19 protein-coding genes and 1 pseudogene are annotated in these 22,037 nt (G+C 50.4%); 9 read left to right on the top strand and 11 right to left on the bottom strand.

The features are described from left to right. Positions 1 to 57: 57 nt before the first annotated feature. The gene (locus tag ACM1PF_RS08655) at positions 58 to 492 is read left to right on the top strand and encodes a ChaB family protein (protein ID WP_416674035.1); all 435 of its coding nucleotides are present in this window, start codon (positions 58 to 60) and stop codon (positions 490 to 492) included. Here the strand turns inward: ACM1PF_RS08655 and ACM1PF_RS08650 are convergent. From ACM1PF_RS08650 to ACM1PF_RS08635, 4 genes are all read right to left on the bottom strand, one after another. Continuing rightward, complete coding sequence (locus ACM1PF_RS08650) at positions 463 to 1,632, bottom strand: IS630 family transposase (protein ID WP_416669750.1); 1,170 nt, start codon at positions 1,630 to 1,632, stop codon at positions 463 to 465. The two genes, ACM1PF_RS08655 and ACM1PF_RS08650, sit on opposite strands and share 30 nt — an antisense overlap. A gap of 21 nt (positions 1,633 to 1,653) precedes the next feature. Further along, positions 1,654 to 2,259 (bottom strand): hypothetical protein, encoded by a 606-nt coding sequence (locus tag ACM1PF_RS08645; protein WP_416674034.1) that lies wholly within the window; start codon positions 2,257 to 2,259, stop codon positions 1,654 to 1,656. A 718-nt stretch (positions 2,260 to 2,977) separates the two neighbouring features. Continuing rightward, positions 2,978 to 4,309: a cell wall hydrolase gene (locus ACM1PF_RS08640; protein WP_416674033.1), complete on the bottom strand. Its 1,332-nt coding sequence runs from the start codon at positions 4,307 to 4,309 to the stop codon at positions 2,978 to 2,980. A gap of 786 nt (positions 4,310 to 5,095) precedes the next feature. After that, complete coding sequence (locus ACM1PF_RS08635; protein WP_416674031.1) at positions 5,096 to 7,249, bottom strand: molybdopterin-containing oxidoreductase family protein; 2,154 nt, start codon at positions 7,247 to 7,249, stop codon at positions 5,096 to 5,098. A gap of 460 nt (positions 7,250 to 7,709) precedes the next feature. On the opposite strand from ACM1PF_RS08635, the gene ACM1PF_RS08630 reads away from it, so the two are divergent. Beyond that, the gene (locus ACM1PF_RS08630) at positions 7,710 to 7,928 is read left to right on the top strand and encodes a DUF4278 domain-containing protein (RefSeq protein WP_416674029.1); all 219 of its coding nucleotides are present in this window, start codon (positions 7,710 to 7,712) and stop codon (positions 7,926 to 7,928) included. A gap of 548 nt (positions 7,929 to 8,476) precedes the next feature. Here the strand turns inward: ACM1PF_RS08630 and ACM1PF_RS08625 are convergent. After that, the gene (locus tag ACM1PF_RS08625) at positions 8,477 to 8,659 is read right to left on the bottom strand and encodes a hypothetical protein (protein WP_416674028.1); all 183 of its coding nucleotides are present in this window, start codon (positions 8,657 to 8,659) and stop codon (positions 8,477 to 8,479) included. Between the two features lie 414 nt (positions 8,660 to 9,073). Between ACM1PF_RS08625 and aqpZ the strand changes: the two genes are divergently transcribed. Further along, positions 9,074 to 9,859 carry an aquaporin Z gene (gene aqpZ, locus ACM1PF_RS08620; RefSeq protein ID WP_416674026.1) on the top strand — a complete coding sequence of 262 codons (786 nt, stop codon included), beginning with the start codon at positions 9,074 to 9,076 and terminating at the stop codon, positions 9,857 to 9,859. A 449-nt stretch (positions 9,860 to 10,308) separates the two neighbouring features. Here the strand turns inward: aqpZ and ACM1PF_RS08615 are convergent, their stop codons facing one another. After that, entirely contained in the window at positions 10,309 to 10,509 is a 201-nt protein-coding gene (locus tag ACM1PF_RS08615) for a hypothetical protein (protein WP_416674025.1), read from the bottom strand. Between the two features lie 479 nt (positions 10,510 to 10,988). Here ACM1PF_RS08615 and ACM1PF_RS08610 point away from each other — a divergent pair, with 479 nt between their 5' ends. The 3 genes from ACM1PF_RS08610 to ACM1PF_RS08600 all read left to right on the top strand — a co-directional run bounded on the left by ACM1PF_RS08610 (position 10,989) and on the right by ACM1PF_RS08600 (position 13,864). Further along, positions 10,989 to 11,567, top strand: a complete 579-nt coding sequence (locus ACM1PF_RS08610) for a Uma2 family endonuclease (RefSeq protein WP_416674023.1) — start codon at positions 10,989 to 10,991, stop codon at positions 11,565 to 11,567. 172 nt (positions 11,568 to 11,739) lie between these two features. Next, complete coding sequence (locus ACM1PF_RS08605; protein WP_416674021.1) at positions 11,740 to 12,333, top strand: Maf family protein; 594 nt, start codon at positions 11,740 to 11,742, stop codon at positions 12,331 to 12,333. Positions 12,334 to 12,757: 424 nt separating this feature from the next. Next, entirely contained in the window at positions 12,758 to 13,864 is a 1,107-nt protein-coding gene (locus tag ACM1PF_RS08600) for a protein kinase domain-containing protein (RefSeq protein WP_416674020.1), read from the top strand. Positions 13,865 to 13,879: 15 nt separating this feature from the next. On the opposite strand, the gene ACM1PF_RS08595 is transcribed toward ACM1PF_RS08600, so the two are convergent. The 5 genes from ACM1PF_RS08595 to ACM1PF_RS08575 all read right to left on the bottom strand — a co-directional run bounded on the left by ACM1PF_RS08595 (position 13,880) and on the right by ACM1PF_RS08575 (position 18,880). After that, positions 13,880 to 14,524: a Uma2 family endonuclease gene (locus tag ACM1PF_RS08595; protein ID WP_416674018.1), complete on the bottom strand. Its 645-nt coding sequence runs from the start codon at positions 14,522 to 14,524 to the stop codon at positions 13,880 to 13,882. 128 nt (positions 14,525 to 14,652) lie between these two features. Further along, positions 14,653 to 15,915, bottom strand: coding sequence for a selenide, water dikinase SelD (selD, locus tag ACM1PF_RS08590; protein WP_416674017.1), 1,263 nt, complete (start codon positions 15,913 to 15,915; stop codon positions 14,653 to 14,655). 2 nt (positions 15,916 to 15,917) lie between these two features. Further along, the gene (locus ACM1PF_RS08585) at positions 15,918 to 17,144 is read right to left on the bottom strand and encodes an FAD-dependent oxidoreductase (RefSeq protein WP_416674015.1); all 1,227 of its coding nucleotides are present in this window, start codon (positions 17,142 to 17,144) and stop codon (positions 15,918 to 15,920) included. A 155-nt stretch (positions 17,145 to 17,299) separates the two neighbouring features. Continuing rightward, entirely contained in the window at positions 17,300 to 17,731 is a 432-nt protein-coding gene (locus ACM1PF_RS08580) for an FKBP-type peptidyl-prolyl cis-trans isomerase (RefSeq protein ID WP_416674014.1), read from the bottom strand. Between the two features lie 312 nt (positions 17,732 to 18,043). Beyond that, complete coding sequence (locus ACM1PF_RS08575) at positions 18,044 to 18,880, bottom strand: prephenate/arogenate dehydrogenase (protein WP_416674012.1); 837 nt, start codon at positions 18,878 to 18,880, stop codon at positions 18,044 to 18,046. A 176-nt stretch (positions 18,881 to 19,056) separates the two neighbouring features. Here ACM1PF_RS08575 and ACM1PF_RS08570 point away from each other — a divergent pair. The 3 genes and pseudogenes from ACM1PF_RS08570 (at position 19,057) to ACM1PF_RS08560 (ending at position 22,036) form a co-directional block, all read left to right on the top strand. After that, positions 19,057 to 20,690 (top strand): annotated as a pseudogene (locus ACM1PF_RS08570) (helicase C-terminal domain-containing protein). Between the two features lie 167 nt (positions 20,691 to 20,857). Then, entirely contained in the window at positions 20,858 to 21,070 is a 213-nt protein-coding gene (locus ACM1PF_RS08565; protein ID WP_416674011.1) for a DUF2839 domain-containing protein, read from the top strand. A gap of 621 nt (positions 21,071 to 21,691) precedes the next feature. Beyond that, the gene (locus tag ACM1PF_RS08560) at positions 21,692 to 22,036 is read left to right on the top strand and encodes a DUF1815 family protein (RefSeq protein ID WP_416674009.1); all 345 of its coding nucleotides are present in this window, start codon (positions 21,692 to 21,694) and stop codon (positions 22,034 to 22,036) included. Position 22,037 lies beyond the last annotated feature (1 nt).

Raw genomic sequence — 22,037 nt, 5'->3', positions numbered from 1 at the left:
TTGATTCACCTTAACGTGGGAACAGTAGTTATCTTTAAAGGTAAAAGGTTATCTCTCATGGCTTACGAAGAAAATTCTGCACAACATTCGGAAACGCAAAATCGTTCCGAAAACATGGAAAACAATGCACCTGAGAATAATTTGTCCGAAAACAATTCATCAGAGCAGGGTTCAAACATGAATCGATTGACGATCGACAACCTTCCCAACGATGTAAAAGAATCTTTACCAGAAGAGGCTCAATCCTTGTATATTGCAGCCTATAACAGCATCATTGATAGTGGCAATGAAGAGTCCGCTCGACAAGTTGCCTGGCAAACCATCGAACGTAACGAACATTATGCCCGCGATGACAATGGCAAATGGTATCGTTTGCCTGAAGGGGATGGTAAGCGGGGCCGACTATCCATGAGACAGCTTCCTAAATCAAAAGTTTCTCGTTGGCATCAACCTAGTGCAACTTCAGGAGACCTTTTTTGCAAGGGGTTCTAGCAAGGGACATTCAAACCAGTCACACACTCTGGTCTTTAATTCCTGTACACTCAATTTCTGTTGCGGTTCTACAATTGCTCGTTTTGCATGTATCCACTTCGGTTCAATCGCATTCAACCAGGGACTCTTTACTGGTAACTGACACACGATCAATCGCACTCCCTTTCCAGTTTGTTTGACTTGTGCATTATGTTGTTTAATCCATTGCTGGACTTGTTTAGAGACATGCCAGCTCGCATTGTCCCAGACCAACGGCATGACTCGTTTTCCCATCTCGCTCACTTGAGCCGTGACCCACTCTAAAAATTGACAGGTGATCTCACTGACCGGGCGCTGCTCGACAAAACGCAATAACATTTGTGCCTCTGCTCTCAAGTAAATGCCATAACAAGCAATTGCCTTCGGCTCAGTTTCAGCTTTGTCAGCTGTCTTCTCCACCAACTGCAATGGCTGACCCTCCTCACTCCAACTGTGCATCATTGGATCACGCAGCCGACTCCACCACACCTCGTCGAGAAATCCTACCACCCAATCTGGGTTTTGCTCACTCATCTGGATCAAGCGGTCGCGTTGCCGCTTTTTTAGCTCATACTGCTCATCGGGAGAAACAATCCAGGCTTTAGCTCGACGCCAGCTAATCCCCATTGCTTTGAGTGCTTCCTCAATCGTGGTACGGCTCACCTGATGCTCGGTGAGACCTTGCTCATGAGCCACCTCTGCTAGCAAGTCCAACGTCCAGGTGGAACGAGATTTGCCATAGTGCCGAGGATTGGCATGCAGCAACTGATGTAACTGAGCACGCTTGTCCTGATCAAAGATGGGTTTGACCGTTTTAGGGCGACTCGATTGGGCTTGCAAACAAGCTAATCCCTGCTGATGGAAGGCACGTATGGTATTGCGAACAGTCTGAACACTGCAACCGACCGCAGCAGCAATTTCTCTGGCTTGAGTTCCTCGGGCACTGGCAAGCAGAATTTGGCAACGGCGTAGGGTAAAGGCATTTTTAGATCGCAATCCCTGTTCGAGGGCTGTTTGCTCAGTCTCACTCAAGGGACGCACGTATAGGGGGGGAAGCATCAGGACAATCAGCAAATTAAAAGTTGTTAATCCTAGCGTAACTTCTGCTCTCACCAATTGCACAATAGCTTCGGTGAAGTCACACTAGGCAGCGGATCGATCCCGTCCGGTGGATCGATCGCGCCCCATTGCTCCATCAATATTGGCGATCGCTCGTCTTGCTACTTTGCGCCAGTCGGTTTGCTCGTCCCAGGGAGCAAAGACTAACTCGTTGTTCGTGTAAACCCGGCAAAATAGCACCTCTTCAGACTCGGCGGCTTGTACTTCGATGGTGATGGGTTGCTGGAGTTGCAAAGAGGTCATGACTGCCAGAGCACTGATCAAGGAGCGACTGAAGTTGGAATCATACCCTGCTTCCAGAATGTAGGGGCGATCGGACTTGACATGGAGATGGGTTTTCCAGGTTTCCCGGCCGCGACGTTCAACTTGCTTAAATTCCAAGCGATCGACGATACAGGTGAGGGCAGGCTGCTCAATGGGAAGGGGAGTCCGATTGGCATCGTCTGCCAGAAAGTACCAGAGTCCGCCCTGCGATCGGTTGCAGTAAATATACTTAGGACGGGGAGATTCGCAAAACCCTAAGGAGTACTTACGTTGGTTTAAGACTGAGGCGGGAGGCTGCTGCTTCAACAAGTCCACGATCTGCTGCAGCATGGTGTTTTGTTGGGCAATTAAATATTCCAGGTTCATAGGGCGTTATCTTGATAGTACATTTGTTCTAAATTCTAATCCATTCTGGAGCGATCGGGGATTGGTTTGAACTATTTTTTATTCTTTTGAGGACTGGATTTTCTATACCCGATGGACTGGCACTATGCCAGTAGGCTGTTGTTTTACATAGGCAAAATTGCTCGAGAATGGTTGAAATTCCTAACGGTTGTTAGGTGACAGTTCGCGCTTCCCTTTTCTATAGTGGATTTACTATGTCAAAAGCTATACGGTTACGTACTACTTCCAACAATGGCCGTTAACTGCCGTTCAGAATTGTCCTTTGGGGCAACTCACCCTTGAGGAATCAGGTATGTGCAGGTTTTCGATCGATCGTGAGGCACAGTAGATGCCCGGATGCGATCGAATTTTGCTTTTTCAGGGGGTTAAATTGATAGCTATCCTGCCCTAGTTCTTTTCAATACCCGTCATCTAAGCCCAGTGTACGAATCTTTGGGCTTTCAGGTGGTCATGACCCAAACCACGTCTTTGCTGACAACAACGATCGGTTTCCAGGTTCTGGCTCTTTCACTGCCAGATCGTTAGCCGCTCGTCCATGAAAAGCCCCACATCCAGTCATCACCAGATCGGGGCAGTTAAATTTGATTTGTAGTTTCGCCTTCACTGTAAGGACATCCCATCCATCAGAATGTCGGAACAAAGGGAGCAATTGGTTGAACTGCCCTTGCCAACAAATGTCCTAACGACCTACGAGCCTAAAGAACAGATGGCGACCAATTCGAGCAACTGGCGTTCTTCCTCTTGCCCAATCCGGCGTTTGAGTTACACCAGCAGGGTTGTAGTAATGGTCAGCACCATTGGTGTTATCAGACAGTTCCCCAGCAGTAACTTTTTTGGCAACATCCAGGCATTCTCTAAAGGATGAATCGCCGGGTGATACTGATTGGAGAGATGCCCGATTAGGATCACCATGATTCCAGCAACTAAACTGGTATGCTTGCCGACAGACCGCTTTGATCATGGATGGCCAGTTGTAGGCAGGCGATCGAGCGGCACGATTCCGAATCACCCAAGCCACAGCAACCTTCCCTTCCCGACTTTCACCCCGCGCTTCTCCCCAGATCGTTCTCGCCATGATATCAATGTCCTCTGTTGTGTGAGACATTGCTGCGGTTGCCAGGGTAGGGCGCATTGCATGAGTAACAGGTTGATTCTCGGCGACTAGCCATCTAGACCAGAGCAGGACAAAGTCAAACGCATAGGCTCGGTTCTCTTGATACTGGCGGCTTTGTTTGATGATCTTCATGAAGCTTAGGAATTCATCAGGTTTGTAAATGACAACACATCCTGCTGACCATGGCCCAATCGAATCAGGAGAGGCAGAACCACGCCAACCCGTTGTTTTAGTGGTATGCAGATTAATTCCTCTAGACGACTCGTATGTTATAGCATCATCTCTCCGATGATTCCTATTTCTATCCCGCACTAACCGAGCTGTATTTCCATTTTGAGCTAGAGCTTCGTATCCTCGATGAATTCCCACTTGCCACAGCCCCTTATGATAGCCAGTATCCAGACGTGCAACTCCCTGCTGTCTTTGCACAGTATGCTCAATGCTGGGTTCAGTTGTCCCCTGACAGAGGATATCAAAATGGGGCGAACCATCAGAACTGAATGAGAGAATGCCGACCAGGTCATTCCATTGATCAGGCTGATCATCGTTCAAAGTTCCATTGAGATTCATGCCTTCAATCCCAATTAGATTGATATCGCCTGTTCTACTATGCAGTGGGTAGCCTCGTTCCTTACAGCAACGGACTACTTTCTCCGCCAAATCATCAGTGGATTTGTTGATAATGCGAACATGATCAACAAAGGCATACCAGTTATAAGCTCCCTTAAAGGGTTCTAGCAGCTCAAACTTGTAGTGGCTTCCTTCGCGGCGTTGCCAAGTGGCTTTTAATTGATTGGCACCGGGAATGAGGTCAAATTTCTCATTATCCGACAGTAAGTGGCTTGGTTTGGTATTCCGCTTAATGACTGTGGGTTGAGTTGCATAAATTTCAAACATAATGGACTCCTCTGCTAAATGCAGAAATGGTTAAATAAAAGGTGAATCAGTTGGTGAATAAGCGAATCTGCTTGATCGAGTGAGACTTGTATGGCGATTGAGAGAAAGCAGGAATTAGGGCAGGGGCTTGTTCCTGTTCCCCCTCGTAAGCGGAACAGGCTGGCGATCGGCAGATTCACCCCTTCAAGAGGGCTTTGAGTTTTGAGAAATTACCAGTACTGATGGGGTACGGTAAGATGGCCAGTTAGAGCAAGGTGGGGGAGCATCTGATGATTTCATGGAAGTCTCCTTTTTATGTGTAATTCCTACATCAAGGTTTCATTGAAATAGGTACACATGATTGAGGTGAATTGTTCAATGAGGAAAGTAAGACTACATACACACTGAGTTAAATTAGCTGTTCTTGAGTGATGTAATTTGTTTTCCTCTGAACTGATATAAGGCTAACCCCGTACAATGTCTCATTGCATTTGTAAAGTGGGACTTATCTTAGTGTCATAATTTTTTTAAAACATAGTATAGGATAATTTTTTGTCGAATTTAGATCCAGTTTGATCGAAATATAGTCATGAAGTGATTAATCTAGCTGGGTTAGTCCGATCGAGTGAGTACACGGGAAATACCAGTTCCTCATCCTCTTACGCTGGGATAGGATTGCAATCATTTTGGACAATTGAAGAAGTGACTGACAAATCAGAAATGCCCTGCTGGAGAACTGTAGTCAATCAACTTCAGTAGATCTAAAAGCGGGATGGGCTTTGATGGGTAAATCAGCGTCGATCGCCTCTAGCTGGCAAGAGCAACCTCAACTAGGGCATCTCCAACCGCTGCGGTATGTCCCATATCCGTAAACTGAGCCGCCGTAGCCGCATTAATCGTATTGCCTGCATGACTGAGTTTGCGCCAGTATCCCAAAGGAGCCACTACTACTCCCGGTCGGGTCATGTCGCTAATTTGGGCTGGAACTTCAAAAGCACCGCGATCATTAAACACCTTGACCACTTGCCCTTCGGTTATTCCCCGCTGCGTTGCATCATCGGGATGAAGGATGACCCGTGGTGCGCCCTGGAGTTTCAGGTGTTTGGGCAGGTTGGCAAAGCAGGAGTTGATAAATTGATGCGGTTTGGCAGACAGCAGACTCAAGGGATAACGTTGAGCCAGTTCGGGATTGCTGTGAACCGATTCCCGCTGCGGTGTGTAGGTGGGCAGAGGATCGATCGGTTCTCCCGGTTGGTATTCTTCGCAGCCTTGCCGGAACACTGGCAATACATAGTTGCTATCCACATGCATGGAGGACACAAACTCACACTTGCCTGATGGCGTGGGGAAATTGCCTTCTTTGTGGGGAATGAGATCAATCTTCAGCTTGGCGTATCCTTGCTGCTTCAACAAATCCATCGTGATGCCCTGCATCGTCGGTGCAGAATAGTCCAGCACTTCCATTGCCAACTCTTCATCACTGAGCTGAAAGCACTCCTCTGTAAAGCCCATCCTGGCGGCCAGACGACGGAATAGCTCAGTATTGGAAATGGCTTCTCCCGGTGGGGCGATCGCCGGTAGATTCAGCGTCACATAGGTATGCCCCCAGGAAAACATCAGATCCAGGTTTTCCACCTGCGTGGTGGCAGGTAAAACAATATCCGCATAGTCTGCTGTATCGGTGAGAAAATGTTCACTCACAACGGTAAACAAGTCTTCCCGCATCAGTCCTGCCACAATCTTGTCCTGTTCTGCGGCTTGGGTGACGGGATTGCAGTTGTAAACAAATAGTGCCTTCACAGGAGGATCAAGATTCAATTCGCCCGTGAGGACTCGTCCCAGTTGCCACTGATTCACCACTCGCGTTCCAGGCTTGATGAACTCTGGATGGTGAACGGCTTCTCCTCGAATCGGAAATGGCCACATCGGAGCCTGGAGCATTCCACCCCCCAAATGCCGCCACGCTCCCACCAGGGCTGGCAAGCAGCTAATCGCCCGTACTCCTTGTCCACCGCCTGCTTGCTTTTCTAGAGCCACACCTAAACGAATTACAGAGGGCTGAGTGGTGGCGTACTCGCGCGCCAGGGTAATAATGTCTTCAGCGGCAAGCCCGGTAATCTCTGCCACTCGTTCTGGCGGATACTGGCTAACTCGTTCCTTCAGGGCTTCATAGCCAACGGTGTACTGTTCCACGTAGTCTGTATCGACCAAATTCTCGTTGATGATGACGTGCATCATGCCCAGAGCCAGGGCCCCATCGGTGCCGGGACGCACGGGAATATGCCAGTCTGCTTGCTGGGCGGTGCGAGTCCGGACTGGATCAATCACCACCAGTTTGGATCCCTGCTGCCTTGCTTCTTTGATGAAGGGCCACAGATGGACGTTGGTACTGAGCGCGTTGCAGCCCCAGAGAATGATGTATTTGGAGTGATTGAAGGTGTCAGGGTCAGTGCCGTGGGTGGGGCCGTAGGTCATCAGGTAAGCGGTGCTGGTGCAGGAGATGCAGAAGGTGCGCTCTGTGATGGTTGAACCCAAACGGTTAAAAAAGGCATCCCCCACCGTTAAACCATTCAGTAAGCCCTCATGCCCCAAATAGCTACAGGGCATAATCGCCTCTGCCCCGTATTCGGTAATGATCTGCTGAAACCGATCGCGGATTTCGTCCAGAGCTTCATCCCAACTGATGCGCTCAAATTGACCACTGCCTTTTGCCCCCACCCGCCGCATGGGATACAGAATGCGATCGGGACTATAAACGCGATCGAGGTAGTCGCTGACTTTGCCGCACAGGGTTCCTCGGGTGAAAGGATGATCGGGATTGCCTTCCACTTTAACGGCTCGACCCTCTTCAACGGTCACGAGCATGGCACAGGTGTCAGGGCAGTCATGGGGACAAGCCCCATACACTACGGTCTTCTCAGCGGTCTTTTCAGCAGTTCTCTCAACAGCAGTCCCAACCATGCGTGTTCTCCTACCAATTCAAGGCTTGAGAACTTATGTAGTGGGTAATGCACCCCTGGAACTGTTAAGTAGCCTACCAGGGAGGACTTTAAATGTTATGGGTTCAACATCTAAACGATGAGAATCAGTAGATCGAAAATGAATTGCGTTCACGGCAATGCCTGCGTTCGATCCCCCTAAATCCCCCTTGAAAAGGGGGACTTCAAACCTTTTTCGGCTCGGTTCCCCCTTTTTTAAGGGGGGCTAGGGGGGATCTCAACAGGGTTTGTGATCTACTGAGAATGGCTCAATGCCGTCGCGTTTCCCTCCAAGAGAAAACAGAGCATCTTGAAAACAGAGCATCTTTATGGAATGTGCAGCAAGGGCTGTGTAGGTAGAGTCAGAGCATTGAAGGAAACGGGATGAACCAAGCCCCCAGTCCTTTCCCTGCTCCAATCCCCCATATTTAGAGAAAATAACTATGCAACTCACTTATCGCGGAACTCAATACAACATCGCTCCAGCGTTCACGACCACAGTGGATAGTGGCATGACTGCGACCTATCGTGGAGTCAACTATTCTGTCATGAAATCGAATGCGGTTGCTACCCTTCCCACTAAAGCTTTGAAATATCGAGGTGTTGTCATTGGAGAACCTGAAGCCAGTTTCTTCCCTGCCCCTGGAGCAATGACGGCGTAATCACATTACATTAATCGCTGATAACGAACTCAAGTTATATTTATCTTCTCTTGCCCCCTTGACCTTCTTGGACAGGGGGCTAACTGTTGGGTGCGCTTCGATCACTCAAGTAAGGACAGACAGGCTCACCAGAATGAACATAGGCAAAAACAAAATTAGCCCGAGGCGTTTGCCTCAGGCTTGCTTATTATTAAACACCAGCCTAATAAAGGTGCCAGCGGTTTTGAAAGTAATTTTATTGTCCCTTAATGCTGAATTGAGCAGAAGGGGTGATCTACCCATTTATCCCCTCCTTTCATCTGGGTAGCTCCTTAACAATGATTTAAGCTTTACTTCTGCCAGTCCAAACGCTTCAATGCCAGGTCACAGCGTGTCAAGCTCCTTGTTGACTGACAAAACTTCTCAGTCAAGACCCTGAAAGCCCTCACCCTAGCCCTCTCCCGAGGGGAGAGGGAACTGAAAAAGTGAATCGCTCCCCTCTCCCAAAGGGAGAGGGGTTGGGGGTGAGGGCACACAACGTTTGTCAGTCAATCAGGTCAAGCTCTCTCCTAATAAAGCGTTCGATCGCTTTCCCCCTCAAAAACTTGCTCCAGAAACTTGGCGATTGCCCCATGTCGGACTGTCCCCAAACCCATATCGACCAACTTCCCATCTACTAGCTCACAGGGCAACTTCATAGACCGGGCATGGTTTAAATATTCTTCAAAGTTCAATCGATGGGCAATTGACATACCAGACTTCCCTTTCGGGTGAACAACCTCATCCTGGCGGCCCAATGGTTCAAAATAATTGAGTTTTCAGTTATGATGCTTCACGTAAAATGAAATGCGTTGGATTTCAGGTTAGTTAAGGTGCATCCTGTTTTTTGTGGTGGTGGGGTTGACTCACTTTCGTAGGCAAGCTGCCTGCGCTCTGGAAATCGATCTACATTAGTAAGACGTTCCGTTTAGTTATCTGATTCGTTCGCGCTTTTTAAGCAAATTTTGAGTGTCGTTCTGCTCTACGTCCGCGACTTTGCAAGCTCATTAATTTCAAAGCCACATTTCACCATGTGATCGAGATTGGGTTGAAACCAATGGCTCGACAGGGTGTTTTGGTTTGAGCTTGTTGATTTCATCTCAAAACTTGCAAGGAGTTTTAGTAATATGCCACTTGGAAAACGTTGTATTGCCGAATTTATCGGTACATTCTGGTTAGTATTTGGCGGCTGCGGCAGTGCGGTTCTGGCTGCCCAATTCCCCTACGGCGGAGAATTTCCCGATACATCCAACATTTTTGGTTTAGGCTTTTTGGGCGTATCCCTGGCCTTCGGTTTGACGGTGATGACCATGGCCTACGCGATCGGCCATATTTCGGGCTGTCACCTGAATCCAGCTGTTTCCTTTGGGTTATGGGCGGGCAAGAAATTTCCTGGCTCTGAATTGCTGCCCTACATTTTGGCACAGGTAATTGGGGCGATCGTCGCGGCTTTAGTCATCTATATTATTGCCAGCGGTAACGGCCCGGTAGACTTTTCTGGCTCCAATCCTCTGGCGACTAATGGCTTTGGCGACCATTCACCCGGCGGCTACGGAGTGTTCTCTGCCTTTTTGATTGAAATATTGCTCACCTTTATCTTCCTGTTTGTGATTTTGGGAGCCACAGACGGTCGTGCTCCGGTGGGTTTTGCTCCAGCGGCAATTGGGATGTGCCTGACTCTGATTCACCTGATTAGTATTCCAGTCACAAACACTTCTGTTAATCCGGCTCGGAGTACTGGCCCTGCCCTAATCGTGGGTATTTTTGGCAATAACCTGGCCCTTTTTGGTCAACTCTGGTTATTCTGGTTAGCTCCGATCGTCGGGGCAATTCTGGCGGGCTGGGTGTATAGTTCGGTATTCGCTGTTCCTCCTGTCACCACAACCGGTGAGCGAGTGAGAGAACCTGTTTAGGAAATAGGGAAGAAGGAAGAGGGAAAAAAGCAAGGGAACGCGAAAGCAGAAAGAAGGGAAAGGGTCAGGAAAAGGAGCAAGAAACCATGACCCTTTTCCAGTAGAACCCTTTTTTATCCAGGGGATTGGTTTAGTCAACCGCCTCGATCGCATCCCACTGTTGTCGCATCGTGCAGCCAACCCACTCCTGTCCCTCCCAAGAGGGGATTTGTGGGAGTATCTCCTTTTTGAGCAAAGGTTCTCCGGAGTTTCCCCTCCTGGGAGGGGTTAGGGGTGGGTTCTTGGGAGGACTTAGGGGTGGGTTCCCTTCTTAGGATCATGGGTTAAATAACCTGCAACGGTTTTCTTTGTTGACTGGGCGGGCAAGATGCCCACCCCACAAGAATTTCAGATTATTAAATTTGCATTCCTTAGGAGCGCAATCCAGGATTCTGCCTTCCTCTTGCCTTCTACCTCACCAAAACCGTCATGTATTTTCCGGTGGCAAAGGGAGCGGGAATGATCGGGGTGAATTGGACTCGATCGGTTGCGATCCGCCGGACGTAGAATTCATTCATGGTGAAAATCACCTGATCCCGCGTACCGACAATCCAAACTTGTACCCGCTCATCTTGCGCCACGGGCAGCAGTTCATTGAACTCTGAAGACATATTCTATTCCTCGCTGATAAATGTAGGAAGAAAGGCTTAAGGCGTGAAGAGTTGTCCAAGAACAGCCCCCAAGCTCCGTCATGCATCAGCGAGACTGCCGATCGCAGACCCATCACAAACAGGAATGATCTACAATCAAACAGCCTTGCACTCTGGTACTGTCAGAGAGCTAGGTTAGCTGGTTAGGGTTGATTTCGGCTTCCCTAATCAGCGTCACACCTCACCTTAAGCGCGGTTTAGCAAACTGGCTCGTTCTGGGAGAAAAAACCAGCATCGCAACAGCATAAAGGATACGCCTGGGAAAGATCAAGCGTATTCAATTACTTTTTGTGGGCTTGTCTTGTGGGGTGGGCATCTTGCCTGCCCAGTTCATCACTTTTTATCAGCTCCTAAAAAACTGCGGTGGTTTAGACATACAAGCTTGACACTCATCACGATCTAACCTCAAGCCAAATCTAGTCGCCTAGGAGGTAAGCTCATTGACAGCCTTCACCATCAACTTCAGCCCCATTACCAGTATCTCCACCGATCAGTTTGAGCAACTTTGTGCGGCCAACCCGGACATCAAATTTGAACGTACCTCTACCGGAGAACTGGTGGTCATGTCGCCCCCAGGCGGAGAAACTGGAAAGAATAACGTTGAAATCGCCGCTGACTTTGTGATTTGGAATCGACGCAGCAAATTGGGAGTTGTTTTTGATTCCTCCACCTGTTTTAGGCTGCCGAACGGAGGAGAACGATCGCCAGATGTGGCCTGGGTAGAAAAGTCTCGCTGGGAAGCCCTTACCCCAGAACAACAGCGCAAGTTTCCCCCCATCTGCCCTGACTTTGTGCTGGAACTGCGATCGCCCAGTGATAACCTGATTTTGCTTCAGGCAAAGATGCAGGAATACCTCCGCAGTGGTGCAAAACTGGGCTGGCTACTTAACCCTGAAGACAATCAAGCAGAAATCTATCGACCCGGACAAGCGATCGAAGTACTGCAATCCCCCGGAACCCTCTCTGGAGAAACCATCCTCCCCGAATTCACCCTCAACCTGGACTGGCTCTGGTGCTGACTCACTCCCGACTCCTCACTCATGAGGGCGCACGGCTGTGCGCCCCTACCTTTCTCCTTGTAAGGGCGAATCGCGATTCGCCCCTACCACTCCCCACTCCCCACTCCTTACTCCCCACTCCCCACTCCCTCAAGTGATATAACAAACTTGGAGTCACCAACCTGATTTTGTTATGGGTTTACCGCCTTTTGTTCTGGCTTCTGCCTCTCCAGCCCGTCGGCGTTTGCTTCAGATGGTGGGGATTGAACCGATCGTTTGTCCCAGCCGCTTTGATGAGGATCAGATCCAGCTGACTGACCCCAAACTGCTTGTGGAAACCCTGGCCCAGGGCAAGGCAGAAACGATCGCCCCTCAGTTCGACAACTCCCTGATCTTGGGCTGTGATTCAGTTCTGGCTCTGGAGGGACAGATTTACGGCAAACCCGATCATGAAGCAGAGGCGATCGAGCGGTGGCAGCAAATGCGGGGGAAGGTCGGCGAGCTATATACCGGGCACGTTCTGATCGATCAGGTGCAGAACTTGACCCTGGTGCGCAATCAGATCACGCGCGTTTATTTCGCCTGGATTAGCGACCAACAAATTACCGCCTACGCCAAAACCGGAGAACCCCTGAACTGTGCCGGAAGCTTTGCCCTGGAGGGACGGGGCGGATTATTTGTTGAAAAAATTGAAGGATGTCACAGTAATGTGATCGGGCTGAGTTTGCCCCTGCTCCGTCAGATGTTGTCTGATTTAGGTTACGATGCCACTGCATTCTGGCAATAAGGAATGCAAATTGAATAATCTAAAATTCTTGTGGGGTGGGCATCTTGCCCGCCCAGTTAGGAAGGTAGAACACTGTACTCTACAAGTTATTGAATCCATCATCCTAAAGTATCCGGATGCGGTATCCGTTCCATGTAGATTTACTGAGACATCCAGCATCAAGCGTGGCAAGGGCTACAGGATTATTTACACAAACTCTTTATCCTGTCTTTACAGAGTCAAAGTAATTACGGATGCTATATTGCCTGTCAAGACCGCAGAATTGCATCAGAGGGAACGCAACAACTTAGGCTTAATACTCTGTTTTTATCAATCTTCACATTTGCCTCCCTATCTCTTGCCCTGAGGCCGCGCATTCTACCCGTTCCTGCTCTCATCCGTCACTCATTCCCTGACGTTCCTTGTCCAACTCCTTTAATCACCAATGGATTTATCGGTTGACAAAGCAGATACCCCGCGCCTTGAGCCTCAACGCCAGCCGCACCTGACCCAAATGTGTGGCTCTGAGGTTCTATTCCGCGATCGATACAAAATTATGCGCACCCTGGGACGCGGCGGATTCGGCGTGACCTTCCTGGCTGAGGATATGGCTTTACCCAGTCATCCCCTCTGCGTCATCAAGCAACTCTGTCCCAAGGTGAACAACCCTGTGGTGCTGAAGCGCGCCTGCCAGCGGTTCGAGCGAGAGGCCAAAATTTTAAGCCAGTTAGGGAGCCATGCCCAGATTCCTCGCCTGCTGGACTACTTTCAGGTAGAAGATGAGTTCTATCTGGTACAGGAATACGTTCGGGGCGGAACGTTGGCCCGTGAAATTAAGCGACATGGTGTGATGAGTGAGGGGCAGGTTAAACGGTTTTTGCTGGAAATTTTGCCCGTTTTAGAATACATCCACCAAAATCAGGTGATCCATCGAGATATCAAGCCGCCCAATATTATTCGCTGCCAGGACGATGGCCGGTTGGTGTTGATTGACTTTGGCGCGGTTAAGGAACAATTTATTCGAGAAACCACCAATACCCAGCGCGGTGCAACCACTCACTTTGTTGGCACCCTTGGCTTTGCCCCCCCTGAGCAACTGGCCCTGCGACCGTCCTACGCCAGCGATATTTTTGCCCTAGGAGTCACCTGTCTTTACCTGCTGACGGGCAAACCGCCGATGGAGTTTGACTACGACGTGACGACGGGCGAGGTGCGCTGGCAGGAATACGTGGACATTAGCGAGTATTTCAGCAAAATTCTGGAAAAGATGCTGCGAATCTCCCCCAGGGATCGGTATCAATCGGCGGGAGAAGTGCTGCGGGTTCTGGAGCTAGAACCTTATCTAGATAATCTGGCTGACTGTCTGGTGTCCCAACCGCGTCCCCTATCGGCGGAGGAAGAAATGCCCAGTGGTTATCTCTCGCCGATCGTCCGGACTGCGATTGCAATTCGCAGGTGGCGGAACCATTTGAAACTGAGAGAACGCATGAAACCCAAAGATGAAGTTGATCAGGGTACGGAATGGTTGATCAAGTCCAGACGGATTAGTTGATTTAGTTGAGTTGATTTAGTTGATATTCAGCCTTTCCATCAGCCACCGCATCAAAACGCTATCATCCTCCTGCTGCGATCGGATCAGTGCCTCCTCCACCAGAGTGATATCCAGCCCCGGCAATACCCCGGAAGACTGGACTTCGCCACTGCGCTGATCCGCCACCGCAAAAGCAATTACATCCTGTTCCGCTACATTCACCACCCAATATTCCGCCACCCCCAACCGCTCATAGAGTAGTCGCTTTGCCCCTAGGTCATCCTTAAAGGAACTGGCTCCAACTTCGATCGCCAGGGTAGGTGGCCCAAACCGATTCACATCAATCGGGGAATTATCCTGGGGTGGGAGTTGAAAGTCTGCGCCGATGTAAAAAGCCAGATCGGGTTGACAACCGCGCTCTCCCGTTTTGTGAAAGCTGCAATTAATGAACTCGGCAATGCGGAGTCCGTTCACCATCGCAAACAGGCTAACCGCCTTGGAAATCACAGAATTTTGTCGCCCATGCCCTGCACCTAAGGGAGCCATCTCAATCCTCATGTGGTCTTGATCGAAGTAGCCGCTGCCTTCCTCATACTGAGGGTCTGCCATCGCTGCGGCAAAGGCTTCCCAGGTGGACTTGACCCAGGTATCAGTCTGAATTTGAGTCGTCGAGAGAACCATCGCAATCTGCCTTTCAAACGCCAATTGGATTGAACGTCCCCCTTCACCCACAGGCAATTTTCCTGGGGCGGGTGCTTCTCATTGTGTCCTAATTATAGGGTAGCTCCAGGGGCAGGAGGGTTTGGTGACTAGGCTTTGAGCCGAACCGTTGGCTCTGTATTGACCTGGCGAACTGTGCCGATGATTCTGCTGTAGGGATAGCCTGCGGCTTGCAACGCCGTGAGACAGTCTGAAGCTCGATCGCCTGGAACCGCAGCCAGCAAACCACCGGAGGTTTGGGGGTCAAACAGGAGAGGGTACAACGGATGATGCTGTACTTCGTGGACATTGGTAATCAAGCGAGCAGCCTTGAGGTTTTGGGGATAGAGAGAGCTGTAAATCCCTTGCTGGGTGGTTTCCTTCGCGCCTTCGAGGATGGGTAATTGATTCAAATCCAGTTCGATCGCCGCCCCATCCGCCCGCACCATTTCCAGCAGATGTCCCAACAAGCCAAACCCAGTGATGTCGGTACAAGCCGTTGTGCCGTACTCTTTTAAGCAAAAAGCAGCAGCTTGATTGGACTGCACCATCGATCGCACGGCTGCCTCAATCCAGCGACCCTTGGCCCGCAGTTGCATATTCGCTGCAAACAGGGTTCCCGTCCCCAGGGGTTTCGTCAGAATCAACACCTGTCCTGCCTGCATTCCCCCTTTCCGCCACAGTCGATCGGGTTCCGCCAGTCCGTTACAGGACAACCCAAAGGCGAGTTCAGCTCCTGCCGTCGTATGCCCGCCAATTAGTTCAGCCCCCGCCTGAGCCAGTACCGACATGGCTCCAGACATCAGTTGATACAGGGTTTCTGCCTGCCTGGACTCCGTGCTGTAGGGAATGGTGGCCAGCGCCAGGGCACTGTGGGGAATGGCTCCCATTGCATAAATATCACTCAGGCAATGATTGGCGCAGATTTGCCCAAACCCATAGGGATCATTGATTAACGATCGAAACTGATCGATCGTCTGCACCATCACCCGTCCCGCCGGAACTGTGACCACCGCCGCATCATCGGCTGAATCTAAGCCCACCAGAATATCGGAACGGGGCGATCGACTGGGTTGTTCCTGCCGAATTCGCTCCAGCACTTGTTCCAGAACCGAACTGCCAATCTTGGAGCCGCAGCCAGCGCAGGGCATGGGGTGGGGAGTGGGGAGTGGGGAGTGGGGAGTGGGGAAGTCGGGTAGGGGCGATAACTCCTTCGGAGTCGCTGCGCGAATGCGATTCGCCCTTCCAAGGAGTGAGGAGTGAGGGGTTTTTGAGGGGGGTGGGGTTCCCATTGGTTGGAGATCGCTGAATTTTTCCATGAAGGCGCGATCGATGCGGTCTTTCCAGATCCAGATCCAGGAGTACGGCCCCAAGCCTAACCAGCCGCGAGAGGCCAGGCCGATCGATCGCCGGTGCCAATCAGGATCAAAAATTGCTTTTGGGGTGAAAAGGGTTGCAGCGGTTGGGAGAGCAGGGCCCGACGCAGGTTTTGGTACAGCGGTTTTCCTTGACGGACGGCAAACACTCCAGCCTTGGGACGGGGATGATTCACCATTGTGGCTACATCGCCAGCGGCAAAGACTTGAGGGTGGGATACCGACTGGAGCGTGTCGGTAATTTGAATAAAGCCGCGATCGTCTGTGGCTAAACCGGATTCCTTCAGCCAGGAAGCTGCCGATGCTTGAGTCACCCAAAAGATGTGGTCAAAAGTGGTGCTGAAGTTGGATTCGCAGTGGAGGGTGAGGGGGGAGGAGGGGGGAGTCGGGAGTCGGGAGTCGGGAGGTCGGGTAGGGGCGAATTGCAATTCGCCCCTACAAGGAGTGGGGAGGGGGGAGCGGGGAGATTGTCGATCGTGGGTTTGGCTGCCCGATTTTTGATTTTTACTCTCTACCGTCCGCACTGTTTCTTCCAAATGTACCTGCACGCCCCGCTTTTGCAAAATTCGCAACAGTCGATCGCCCACCCAATGGCTGCGTTCTGGGATCAGTCGATCGCTACGTTGAAATAGGTGGAGTTCTAGATTGGATGCGGGTTGGTTGGCCTGTTGATAAATCCGCTGGAGATGGGACTGAATCGCAAGGGTGAGTTCTACACCTCCGGCTCCACCACCGACGATCGCCAGCTTAAGGGGATGGGTGGGGTTGTCTGTTACGGTTTGAGCCAACCGATCCCAGGTGGTGAGAAATTTGGAGATGGGCTTAACGGGAATGGTATATTCGGCAGCTCCAGGAATCGTTGTTGCGGCGGGTGTACTGCCAATGTCGATTGACAACCAGTCAAATCCCAGGGGTGGGCGATCGGCGAACAGAACCTGTTTTTTTTCCAGATCTAACCCAACGGCGCGGCTTTGAACCATCTGCGCCTGGGTAAACTGGCAGAGGGGACGTAGATCAATATGGCACTCGTCAAAGCTGTATAGTCCTGCTACATACCCTGGCAGCATTCCTGAATAGGGCGTATGGGCCACGTCTGTTACCAGGGTGATTCGCACACCGGGAATCGGATTCATGCCAAATTGCTTGAGGACGATCGCATGGCTATGGCCGCCACCAATGAGAACTAGATCAGTGTGAATGGTTGATTGACTGGGATTATTGATCATCGCTCATGTCAACTATGCCCTTTTCGGAATACCTCTACAGTACTCAAAAAGAACAGTACTCAAAAAGAGGGGGAGATGAGAATCTGGAGCAACTTCTCCACTTCTCAACCTCTCGCCCTCTCTACACTTCGCTATTTAAGGATAGTTTGATAACTTTAAGTAATCGAAACAAGCTGGATCTCAAACACGAGATCCTCACCAGCCAACGGGTGATTCGCATCTAACGTCACCTGCGCATCGTTGACATCCGTTACCACAACCGGAATCGCTGGCCCAGAAGGCTGCTGAATCTGAAGTCTTAGCCCAACATTCATTGGAATGTTATCTGGCATTTGCTGGCGATCGACGACCAACACTTTCTCTTCATAGTATGGCCCATAGGCTTCATCAGCGTTAATCGTGGCTGTTTTGGATTCTCCAGGAGCCATTCCGACTACCGCTTGCTCAAATCCAGGAATCAAATTGCCACCGCCAATGGAAAACTGCAATGGTTCCCGTCCTTCAGACGAGTCAAACACAGTGCCATCGTCCAATTTGCCAGTGTAATGCACTGCAACGGTGTCACCTTGCTTTGCCTGTGTTGTCATAACATTTCCCCCTGTATTTGGGTTTACTGAGGACTCATGCTGCGATCCATGAGTCCAGTCATCTTTACCACCCTAATCGATGAATTGGGCGATCGTGGAATAACTTAATGTGATTATTAGACATCTGCCAAAGATTTCTCAAAAACTCTATCTTTGGGTAGAGAAGGTGCGATTGAGTGAAGACCAGGTATTGTAGTAAAGAAATCCGTAGCGCAGGCCTCTTGCCTGCCAATTAACCATCTATTCGATCGCAATTACCAGCACCAGTTTGACCAGAGCCAGTTCTAAAGGACTGTATCAACAAACCAGGCTCTAAAGATATTGAGTCCGGGACTGCTGGGTACGATCGAGGTACTGGGCCAAAGCTTCCCATTCTCCTTGCTCGATCTGCAAAATCAATCGATCAACTTGATCCCGGTAAGCGTAGAGGGACTGGACTAACGCTTGCTGGTTATAGGTTGCCATCATCACCCCCAATTCTGGATTGCCACCCCCCACACGGCTTGTATCTCGAAAACCAGAGCTGGCAAGCCTTTGAGCTAATTCCAGTACCACTGGATTGGGTTCTTCCATGCAGGCAGCAATCAACCCCGCACTCACCATCACAGGCAAATGGGAAATCCAGGCAACGGCTCGATCATGATCTTCCGGTGTACAGCGATAGATCCGGCATCTCAATTGCGCAACGATATCCGTCACAAGCTTGACGGCTGCCTCTGGGGTAGAGTCAATAGGAGTCAGGACATAGGGGCGATCGATAAATAAGCCTGATAAAGCTGCATCTAAGCCACTTTCTGCCGTTCCAGCCATAGGATGCCCGCCAACAAAGTTAGGCCATTGTGGTGCGATCGATCGAACAATTTCTGTTTTTGCTGAACCCACATCGGTGACGACCGTTGTAGAGGGGAGCAGGGGAAGCAGTTGCTGGACGGTGGCATGGATCGCCCCTAGGGGGGTACAGAGAAATACCACATCTGCCGCTGCCATCGTGGCTAAATCAATGCTGGCTGCATCCACAATGCCCCGTGCGACTGCCTGTTGACAGGTTTCCTGCCGCCGACTGACTCCCAGAATCGTATGACCGCTAGCTCGTAAGTCGATCGCCAATGAGCCGCCAATCAGCCCCAAGCCCACAATGCCAATATTCATTGATTTTGCATTTCAGATGTTGGATTTTAGACTTTAAATCTAACCATTGAACGGGGGGCTTTTGGAGCCAATCCCATCTTGATTTCTAGATCTTTTACTAGATCCTTGATGATCCCTGACCCCCTCTGATGTTTGTGTCACAATGAAGTTCATCTAGTGATCGAGAGATAACGCTCGTGATTGAGGTAGAAGTCCATCAACAACTCCGAGCCTTCCTGCGGGAGCAAGGGGAACCCTACTGGCATCATCATCTGACGATGGCCCGCCTGGTTGCCCGCGCTCTGCGCTTGGGGCGGAGTGCCTTACTCCAAGCCGGATCCCCCTCTGGGTATCACGGGCGGTATCGCTTAAGCTATCTGATGCCGTTGCTAATTTGGGAAGGGTCAGCCATTCTAGTGACAACGGAGGCGGTGCAGCAGCGGTTGCTGATGGTCGAAATTCCGCGGCTGCGTCAGTGGATTCCTAATGGCGGGCCATCCGTACAGGCGATCGCTGGTTAAAAGATTTTGAGGGACTTTTGCTCACCACTCCTGAATCCTGGTTGTCCGATCGCCTTAAGGGAGAAGGTCGATTTCCCGCCCATATTCCCACGGTGATTGACGGAGTGGATGATCTGGAATCCTGGACTCGTGACGTATTAACTTACTCGATTCGCCCCCAGGATTGGGATGAATTGATGGCAGCCTGCCCAGCCCACGCCAACACTATTCGAGATGTGCGGGTTCAACTTACCCGATCGCTGTTTCAACATCCTGCTAATCCCTACGATTGCTATTTGGTGGAGCCACAGGAACGAGAAATTTTAGAGCATTTGTTTGATATTCTGCCCACCTCCCGTCCGCAGCCAGAGTTGGTGGAATTAGGGGAGGGAAGGGAGCCAGGAGAATCAGGGGAATCAGGGGAATCAGGGGAATCAGGTAGAGCAGAAATCGCCTGTCCCCTATCGGACTCCTGGCAGCAGTTCAACCAGGTATTTCAACAAGCTGGTCAATTACTGTGGGCAGAGGTGAACCGATCCCAGGGGCAATTTTCCCTATCTTGCTGTCCGGCAGATGTGTCTAAACCGTTGACCCCGGTTTGGCCCCAGCAGCCTGTCGTCCTGATTGGTGGTGCGTTAGATCTGGATCCAGAAGCTAAAATCTATCGCCAACGCCTTGGACTGTTGGAAGACTTAACCAGCCTGAAATTTTCCCTTGATCGCCAGCAAGAATTGGTTCAACTTTACCTGCCTGATGGGCTACCCATGCCCAATACCCCTCAGTTTCAGCCCGTCCTGATGCAGGAACTCCGCTCTCTTCTATCGGCCACCAACACAGCCAATCAAGGGTTAACGGTAATCCTGGTGGGAGATGTGCCCCTGAAAGCCCAGATTGGCTCAGTCTTAGCCGCAGAATTTGGTTCGCGGGTGCAGGTGGAAAAAACCTGTCTGGATGATCATGGCATTCTGGTGACCGGCTGGGAATTCTGGCGACAGCATCAGGCCGTGTTGCCCGCCCCATTCTTGCTGGTGGTTGCAACCTTACCGCTGCCTTCCCTGGAAGAACCTTTGGTGGCTGGCCGGGTCGCCCATTACAAGCGCAATCGTCAGGACTGGTTCCGGCTCTATTTACTGCCAGAAGCCTTAAGCGAGTTACAGCGGGCGATCGCTCCAGTTCGGGAATCCCAGGGCGTGGTAGCGTTGCTGGATAATCGAGTCAATCACCGCAGCTATGGCAAACAGGTTCTTGCAGCCCTCAGTCCCTTTGCCCGAATTAACTATGTGGATGCCTGTTTATTTACCTCTCTGGAGGAGTTGGGAATCGGGGAATAGATTCTCGAAAGGCGATCGAGTGGGGATCACGGGCAGGGATCACGGGCGGGGATCACGGGCGGGGATCACGAGCGGAGATCACTGGAATGGCGGCAATCTCGTCTCGGCGCGGGGTATGATCGAAACGCTATAGCATTCAATGTTTAATTAACATGCGGACTTGAGTTATGGGTGATTCAAAACGACGCAAAGAAACCTTAGGGGATCAGTACGGGCAAGAAGCAAATATCTTTCCCTGGTTGCCAATCAAAAAGAGTCAGGCCCAGCAGTTTGTCGAGTGGAGTACCCGCGGTGCCTGGATTGGAATTGGTGCCCTGGTCGCATACTGGGTCATTGTACGCTTCATCGGGCCAGGACTGGGCTGGTGGCAAGTCAATTAATTTGAGCTGCGTGCGATCGAGTTCGATTCCCCGTCCTTGTAGCCCTGGGCTGACCGCAAGGTTCGGGGAAGCCAATCAAGCTGGGCATAAATAGCAGTCCCCTGTAATGCCTCAACCGTTCCCCCAATGGTTCTGAATGCCCTCTGAATGCCCTCTGAATGCCCTCTCGAATGTTATCTGAACGTCCGTTCCTCGGATGGGTGTTTTTTTGCCAGACTAAAAAGTTTAAAAAAAGTTATCGGAATGCTGAGAGAAATTGAGATACTTAACAATTCGGTGGCTTGGTAGATGCACAGGCTACGCTGAAAGCATACATTCATTAAGCTGAGGTCACTCAGCCAGGTTTAGCAAGCTTGACTGTTGTAGTTGATACCGTATCGCTGCCAGTAGTTCGCTACTCTAGGCGAAACGATTGTTTTAATCAACTAACTTCAGGTTATTTTCCGATTGCTTTTATACGACTGCCTGGTTTACTGACCAGCTCAGTTGATTGCTTTGGTTTCGTGTTCCTAATTATTTGTCCGGATCATCCTCTGCATCGCACGTTTAGGTTTTAAATGCTTAAGAGATTATAAAAAGATCTAGAATTGTGTGATAAGTGTGGTGACAGGAGGTCAAGTTATGTTTCTTAGACTTGCAGAACAACACCGCCAATTTGTACATGATCTCGTTATGAATCTTCAAGCTCTGGCGACCGTCTTAGAGCAGCGAGGATATCTAGCGTCATGCTACACCTGTGGTGGTCAGATGAGTAGTGCTTCATTTATGGTCAGTTTGGGTGAAAATCACCTGATTCGTTTTCTGGTGTCTGACTATGGCATCACCTGGACGGAGATGCGTGACGATCGTGAACTGATGAAATTGGAAGGGGCAGAAGCCATCAGCCAGCTTCAAGAATTGGCAAATCTAGTCAAATATCAGATTCGTCCTTCTGAATCTCGGCTGGTTGCATCCCGCGCTTCATAGG

The organism is Egbenema bharatensis FJBBOT/2019, from assembly GCF_048077055.1.
GTDB lineage: Bacteria > Cyanobacteriota > Cyanobacteriia > Elainellales > Elainellaceae > Egbenema > Egbenema bharatensis.
This window is presented reverse-complemented; position numbering and strand designations above follow the sequence as displayed.

Coding starts and splice junctions, on each gene's coding strand:
- ACM1PF_RS08615 (WP_416674025.1), bottom strand. CDS start 10,509: ATGTCTTCAGAGTTCAATGAACTGCTGCCCGTGGCGCAAGATGAGCGG.
- ACM1PF_RS08580 (WP_416674014.1), bottom strand. CDS start 17,731: ATGACAACACAGGCAAAGCAAGGTGACACCGTTGCAGTGCATTACACT.
- aqpZ (WP_416674026.1), top strand. CDS start 9,074: ATGCCACTTGGAAAACGTTGTATTGCCGAATTTATCGGTACATTCTGG.
- ACM1PF_RS08655 (WP_416674035.1), top strand. CDS start 58: ATGGCTTACGAAGAAAATTCTGCACAACATTCGGAAACGCAAAATCGT.
- ACM1PF_RS08585 (WP_416674015.1), bottom strand. CDS start 17,144: ATGATCAATAATCCCAGTCAATCAACCATTCACACTGATCTAGTTCTC.
- ACM1PF_RS08605 (WP_416674021.1), top strand. CDS start 11,740: ATGGGTTTACCGCCTTTTGTTCTGGCTTCTGCCTCTCCAGCCCGTCGG.
- ACM1PF_RS08595 (WP_416674018.1), bottom strand. CDS start 14,524: ATGGTTCTCTCGACGACTCAAATTCAGACTGATACCTGGGTCAAGTCC.
- ACM1PF_RS08630 (WP_416674029.1), top strand. CDS start 7,710: ATGCAACTCACTTATCGCGGAACTCAATACAACATCGCTCCAGCGTTC.
- ACM1PF_RS08560 (WP_416674009.1), top strand. CDS start 21,692: ATGTTTCTTAGACTTGCAGAACAACACCGCCAATTTGTACATGATCTC.
- ACM1PF_RS08635 (WP_416674031.1), bottom strand. CDS start 7,249: ATGGTTGGGACTGCTGTTGAGAGAACTGCTGAAAAGACCGCTGAGAAG.
- ACM1PF_RS08565 (WP_416674011.1), top strand. CDS start 20,858: ATGGGTGATTCAAAACGACGCAAAGAAACCTTAGGGGATCAGTACGGG.
- ACM1PF_RS08575 (WP_416674012.1), bottom strand. CDS start 18,880: ATGAATATTGGCATTGTGGGCTTGGGGCTGATTGGCGGCTCATTGGCG.
- ACM1PF_RS08625 (WP_416674028.1), bottom strand. CDS start 8,659: ATGTCAATTGCCCATCGATTGAACTTTGAAGAATATTTAAACCATGCC.
- ACM1PF_RS08600 (WP_416674020.1), top strand. CDS start 12,758: ATGGATTTATCGGTTGACAAAGCAGATACCCCGCGCCTTGAGCCTCAA.
- ACM1PF_RS08640 (WP_416674033.1), bottom strand. CDS start 4,309: ATGTTTGAAATTTATGCAACTCAACCCACAGTCATTAAGCGGAATACC.
- ACM1PF_RS08645 (WP_416674034.1), bottom strand. CDS start 2,259: ATGAACCTGGAATATTTAATTGCCCAACAAAACACCATGCTGCAGCAG.